3 protein-coding genes are annotated in these 3,053 nt (G+C 35.6%); all 3 read left to right on the top strand.

What is annotated here, in order from left to right; all coding sequences use genetic code 11:
* Positions 1-102 precede the first annotated feature (102 nt).
* The 3 genes from ACESTR_RS15875 to ACESTR_RS15865 all read left to right on the top strand — a co-directional run bounded on the left by ACESTR_RS15875 (position 103) and on the right by ACESTR_RS15865 (position 2,897).
* Positions 103-777, top strand: coding sequence for a hypothetical protein (locus ACESTR_RS15875; protein WP_005842519.1), 675 nt, complete (start codon positions 103-105; stop codon positions 775-777).
* Between the two features lie 71 nt (positions 778-848).
* Positions 849-1,343 (top strand): SMI1/KNR4 family protein, encoded by a 495-nt coding sequence (locus ACESTR_RS15870; protein ID WP_009017662.1) that lies wholly within the window; start codon positions 849-851, stop codon positions 1,341-1,343.
* A gap of 81 nt (positions 1,344-1,424) precedes the next feature.
* Positions 1,425-2,897 (top strand): hypothetical protein, encoded by a 1,473-nt coding sequence (locus ACESTR_RS15865; RefSeq protein WP_032568661.1) that lies wholly within the window; start codon positions 1,425-1,427, stop codon positions 2,895-2,897.
* Positions 2,898-3,053 lie beyond the last annotated feature (156 nt).

Genomic DNA, 3,053 nt, shown 5'->3' with positions numbered 1-3,053 from the left:
TTGGACGATCTGTTGATGGAGGAAGACGAGGTCTGATACTTAAAGAAAATAACAGCCAAATCGGCTGATAGTATAACATTATCGACCTGAAAAGAACAAGAAATGAAACCAAGAGATATATTTATTAAAGCCTGCAATGAGATAGCTATTCCTTTTATCGCAATGGGATTTAAGCCGTCTAAAAATGGACAATGTTTGAAAAAGATTTCAAAAGACAAAAATTTGACTTTTGAAATATGGTTTCGTTCAAGTGTATATAATTCATCTTGTAGTGTGGCTATATATCCACTGATTACGATTACCTGTAAAAACTTGAAAAAGTGGGTGCAAGAAGAGAATCTCAATGTCAATGATGATGGCTTAGTATATCATAATCATATTGGATACCTATCGCCAATAAATCAATATCAATCTTGGGATCTTGCCGGACTAAGCTATGCTCCATCAGTAAAAACAATAATTGATTTACTTGAAAAATATGCTTGTCCGATATTTGATTTATTTGAGAATAGACAAATGGCTATTGACTTCATTATGCAACATGGCTGTTGTTTCAATCAATACACGAAAGACTCTCTCCTTGCCCTGCCATATATGTTGAGATATGGTGAAAAGGAACAAGCCGAGAACTACTTCAATCATTACATACATTCAAGTAAATGTCGAAATAGATTTGTAAAAGCCTATTCTCAATTAGAAAAGAATGATGTAATTGACTGTGGATTAGATAATCGTTTCGTAATACTTGCATATAGTCAAAAACTAAAAATAAAATAGGTCGATAACAAACAGATGAAACTTTTAAGGTGGTTTATCCGCCGAACATTATAAACTCGTAAAATAAAAATATGATTGAAGCACTGAAAAATATAGGATTCATCGTTACAGAACGATTGGAAAGAAAAGAATTAAGCTCTGATTTACAAAATCGGTACTCCGAACTTCCTGCAGACTATCAGGAGTTTTTACAACGGTTTCAGACAATCACGAATGAAAGTGATAATGTTTGGTTTAATTCCATAGAGGACTTTAACGGAGAAAGCGATAGCGGATTCCGTTGGAATGAATTTGAGCTGATGGGACTTGAGGCGTTGGCAGATGATAAGGAATCCTGTGATATGATACGCCTGTTTTGGGATAGCCATATTCCTATTCTTATGTCAGTAAAAGATGGATACCAATATTTGTGCATAGATTTATCTCCGGAAAATTACGGTAAAATCTATTATGGAGTTGAACCTGAATTTGAAGATTCGGCAGAATTTGTTTGCGATAGCTTTAATCATTTATTAGAAATGTTGTCTTCCAATAAAAAGAATGATATACTGACAAATTTCAAATAGGTTTATAACAAGCAGATAAATCTCTCTGAAAGATTGATTATCCACCGAACATTAGCATCGAAAAATTATAATTAAACCAATATGAAAGCAAAGATAGGAGACGTCTATACTATCTATAATAATCGTTTAAGGCTTTATACAGCCTGTCAGATTACAAACGTAATAGAGGATAAGGGCGACGCAATTTGTCTTTATCTGGATTGGACTGGAGAATCGCCTCTTCGTCCAGTACAGATGGAAAATCTCCAACCTCTTTATATGGATTTCATGTATTGGGAGAGGCAATTATGTATAGCCAATGTCGATATAGATGTTCCAGCTTATTTTATATTTGTAGGTAATATTCCTCCTCTTACAAACGAGGAAAACTCATATTTTGGTACAGGGAATTATGGGTATGATGTATATAGGCAAATTAAATGGCAACAGATTCCTGAAGAAAGGAGAAAAGCGTTTAAGATTGCAATGAAAAGTGAGGAAACAGTATGGCTTAATGGAACTGAATATAAAATAAGTTCGCACTATGTAGATGACGCCCATTGCCCGTTTTCCAAAGCAGATGAATTAAAAGTATTCCCATGTCTTTCTACGCTGGTTCTTAAAGAATATCATCAGGGGCTCATTGAATATTTGGATAATACACCGTTTATTACAGAACTGACATATAAGGGTAAAGGACAAAGAAGTCTTGATTTTCGTGGTACAAGCCTACGAAAACTTCTCATAGATTTGACTGAAATTGATGAACTATGGTTGAATGATGAAATGGAACAGTTATATCTTTTGAATGATACAATTAGTCCATGTGTCATTCATGCAAGAGATAACGGGGCTAACCTTCTCTTACAATACCGTAAAATATTTCACCCCTATCCTGAACTTTCCAATCTCAACAGTCTTCATGGCATAGAAATTAATGAAGTGGATATGAACGATATATTCTCCGTTTACCCTAATCTGAAAGAACTCTGGTTATGGGGAAAACCCGGGTATATCAGAAACTTCTCGGTACTCGAAAGTTTTAGGAACATTGAAGTTTTCGCAACGAGGAATCTTTTTGGCTTCAGTTCAGAGGATATTCCTGTGCCAGAACGGATGGAACATCTAAACTGGCTTTGGATGACAAGTTTGCCAGAAGATGCGGCAAAATGTATAAAAAAATTATACAAGAAGCGAAAAAACGAAGGAATGAATCTTTCCGTCACGCAGGCAAGAAAACCAGAGTGGATAAAAGAAAATATGGATAATCCATTCAGAGATTGGGATGACAGTGATTATATCTCACCCTCCTCCGCCAAAAAGGCCATTATCCAGTACAGGAAGACACGAAACGAGTTACTCGCCCTGAATGTTCAAAATGATCCGGAGGCGCAGACTAAAGCAATTGCCGCGGTAGAGGAATATACAAAGACATTTAATCGAATGAGATGTATCGAAACTGATGAACGGGATTTGGTATACGAGGTATTGTGTTCAATAATTGACTACATGAATAATCCAATAATTGATAAGGCAAGATTGCTGGATAGATTCGAAGAACTACGGGATTTCTGAGAAACAAGTATAAAAACCGTAAATAAAAAACGATGCTAACAAGCTGCAACCCGACTGAACAAAGGCGGAACGCTGCCGGACATTACTAACGATAACAAATTTGTATGAAAGTTTTTATTGGAGGTGAATTGGAACATAGTATTTCTGATAAGTTTC

The organism is Alistipes sp. DJF_B185 (assembly GCF_964250025.1).
Taxonomy (GTDB): domain Bacteria; phylum Bacteroidota; class Bacteroidia; order Bacteroidales; family Rikenellaceae; genus Alistipes; species Alistipes finegoldii.
Note: the sequence above shows the minus strand (reverse complement) of the source record. Positions and strands in the feature narration are given on the sequence as shown.

Excerpts from the sequence above, each read along its gene's own strand:
- ACESTR_RS15875 (WP_005842519.1), top strand. The coding sequence starts at position 103 with ATGAAACCAAGAGATATATTTATTAAAGCCTGCAATGAGATAGCTATT.
- ACESTR_RS15865 (WP_032568661.1), top strand. The coding sequence starts at position 1,425 with ATGAAAGCAAAGATAGGAGACGTCTATACTATCTATAATAATCGTTTA.
- ACESTR_RS15870 (WP_009017662.1), top strand. The coding sequence starts at position 849 with ATGATTGAAGCACTGAAAAATATAGGATTCATCGTTACAGAACGATTG.